This is a genomic window from Nonomuraea sp. MG754425 (assembly GCF_021699195.1).
Taxonomy (GTDB): Bacteria; Actinomycetota; Actinomycetes; order Streptosporangiales; family Streptosporangiaceae; genus Nonomuraea.
The window spans coordinates 1,713-4,657 of the sequence record NZ_SSXE01000410.1; the positions used below are offsets into that span (position 1 = coordinate 1,713).

The following is a 2,945-nucleotide window of genomic DNA, read 5'->3' on the forward strand; positions in this document are numbered from 1 at the left end:
TGCCACGACTTCGGCGGTGTACTTGAGCCCCGCTACATTGTCGGCGCAGAATCACTTGACCAGTGAGCTATTACGCACTCTTTCAAGGGTGGCTGCTTCTAAGCCAACCTCCTGGTTGTCTCTGCGACTCCACATCCTTTCCCACTTAGCACACGCTTAGGGGCCTTAGTCGGTGATCTGGGCTGTTTCCCTCTCGACTACGAACCTTATCGCCCGCAGTCTCACTGCCACGCTCTCACTTACCGGCATTCGGAGTTTGGCTGACGTCAGTAACCTTGTCGGGCCCATCGGCCATCCAGTGCTCTACCTCCGGCAAGAAACGCGTAACGCTGCACCTAAATGCATTTCGGGGAGAACCAGCTATCACGGAGTTTGATTGGCCTTTCACCCCTACACACAGATCATCCCCCAGGTTTTCAACCCTGGTGGGTTCGGTCCTCCACCCAGTCTTACCTGAGCTTCAACCTGCCCATGCGTAGATCACTCCGCTTCGGGTCTACAGCATGCGACTCAAACGCCCTATTCAGACTCGCTTTCGCTACGGCTCCCCCACACGGGTTAACCTCGCCACACACCATAACTCGCAGGCTCATTCTTCAAAAGGCACGCAGTCACATCACACACCAGCAAACTGATGTAAGCTCCTACGGCTTGTAGGCACACGGTTTCAGGTACTCTTTCACGACCCCTCACCGGGGCACTTTTCACCTTTCCCTCACGGTACTCGTGCACTATCGGTCATCAGGGAGTATTTAGGCTTACCAGGTGGTCCTGGCAGATTCACACAGGATTCCTCGAGCCCCGTGCTACTTGGGATCCCCTCAAACAGTCCACCCAATTTCGCCTACCCGGCTCTCACGGTCTACGGCGCCCCATCCCAGAGGCTTCAACTATCAGGCAGATTTATCACTGTCTGTGGTCTCGGCAGAAACCACCAGAAGGTCCCACGACCCCGAACATGCAACGCCTGCCGGCTATCACACACGCCCGGTTTAGCCTCATCCGCTTTCGCTCACCACTACTCACGGAATCACTCTTGTTTTCTCTTCCTACGGGTACTGAGATGTTTCACTTCCCCGCGTTACCACCAACCGCCCTATACATTCAGGCGGAGGCAACACCACATGACTGGTGCTAGGTTTCCCCATTCGGACATCCCCGGATCAACGTCTGGTTGGCGACTCCCCGAGGCTTAACGCAGCCTCCCACGTCCTTCATCGGCTCCTGATGCCAAGGCATCCACCGTGTGCCCTAAAAAACTTGGCCACAAAGATGCTCGCGTCCACTATGCAAATCTCAAACAACAAACAGCAACCGATCCAGCCGCACCTTCCGGTACGGCTACCTTGTTACGACTTCGTCCCAATCGCCAGCCCCACCTTCGACCGCTCCCCCCTAAAAGGTTGGGCCACGGGCTTCGGGTGTTGCCGACTTTCGTGACGTGACGGGCGGTGTGTACAAGGCCCGGGAACGTATTCACCGCAGCGTTGCTGATCTGCGATTACTAGCGACTCCGACTTCATGGGGTCGAGTTGCAGACCCCAATCCGAACTGAGACCGGCTTTTAGGGATTCGCTCCACCTCACGGCATCGCAACCCTCTGTACCGGCCATTGTAGCATGTTTGCAGCCCAAGACATAAGGGGCATGATGACTTGACGTCATCCCCACCTTCCTCCGAGTTGACCCCGGCAGTCCCCCATGAGTCCCCAACCACCCGAAGGTGTTGCTGGCAACATGGAGCAAGGGTTGCGCTCGTTGCGGGACTTAACCCAACATCTCACGACACGAGCTGACGACAGCCATGCACCACCTGTCACCCAGTCCGAAGAAAACGATGTCTCCACCGCAGTCCGGGTGATGTCAAACCTTGGTAAGGTTCTTCGCGTTGCGTCGAATTAAGCAACATGCTCCGCCGCTTGTGCGGGCCCCCGTCAATTCCTTTGAGTTTTAGCCTTGCGGCCGTACTCCCCAGGCGGGGCGCTTAATGCGTTAGCTCCGGCACGGAGATCGTGGAAGACCCCCACACCTAGCGCCCAACGTTTACAGCGTGGACTACCAGGGTATCTAATCCTGTTCGCTCCCCACGCTTTCGCTCCTCAGCGTCAGGTAAGGCCCAGCAAGCCGCCTTCGCCACCGGTGTTCCTCCTGATATCTGCGCATTTCACCGCTACACCAGGAATTCCACTTGCCCCTACCTACCTCTAGCCGGCCCGTATCCACCGCAGACCCGCAGTTAAGCTGCGGGCTTTCACGGCAGACGCGACCAGCCACCTACGAGCTCTTTACGCCCAATAATTCCGGACAACGCTTGCGCCCTACGTATTACCGCGGCTGCTGGCACGTAGTTAGCCGGCGCTTCTTCTGCAGGTACACGTCAACTTCGTCCCTGCTGAAAGAGGTTTACAACCCGAAGGCCGTCATCCCCCACGCGGCGTCGCTGCGTCAGGCTTCCGCCCATTGCGCAATATTCCCCACTGCTGCCTCCCGTAGGAGTCTGGGCCGTGTCTCAGTCCCAGTGTGGCCGGTCGCCCTCTCAGGCCGGCTACCCGTCGTCGCCTTGGTAGGCCACTACCCCACCAACAAGCTGATAGGCCGCGAGCCCATCCCCAACCGAAAAACTTTCCACCACCACCCGATGCCGGAGGCGGTCATATCCGGTATTAGACCCAGTTTCCCAGGCTTATCCCAGAGTCAGGGGCAGGTTGCTCACGTGTTACTCACCCGTTCGCCGCTCGAGTACCCCGAAGGGCCTTTCCGCTCGACTTGCATGTGTTAAGCACGCCGCCAGCGTTCGTCCTGAGCCAGGATCAAACTCTCCAAACAATGTTCGGAAAACTCATCCAAGCAAATCCATCAAGAAAACAATCTTGACGAGGTGTTGCATGAAAAATCATGCACTGGCTTTTAACACACTGTTGAGTTCTCAAGAAACGGACGCGTACA

2 rRNA genes (1 of these 2 only partly in view) are annotated in these 2,945 nt (G+C 57.0%); both read right to left on the reverse strand.

From position 1 onward, the window contains the following. Positions 1 to 1,266: ribosomal RNA gene (locus tag FAF44_RS53100) — 23S ribosomal RNA — on the reverse strand (it extends 1,524 nt beyond the left edge of the window). 41 nt (positions 1,267 to 1,307) lie between these two features. Further along, positions 1,308 to 2,825, reverse strand: a 16S ribosomal RNA gene (locus FAF44_RS53105). The 16S and 23S rRNA genes sit together here, the layout of an rRNA operon. Positions 2,826 to 2,945 lie beyond the last annotated feature (120 nt).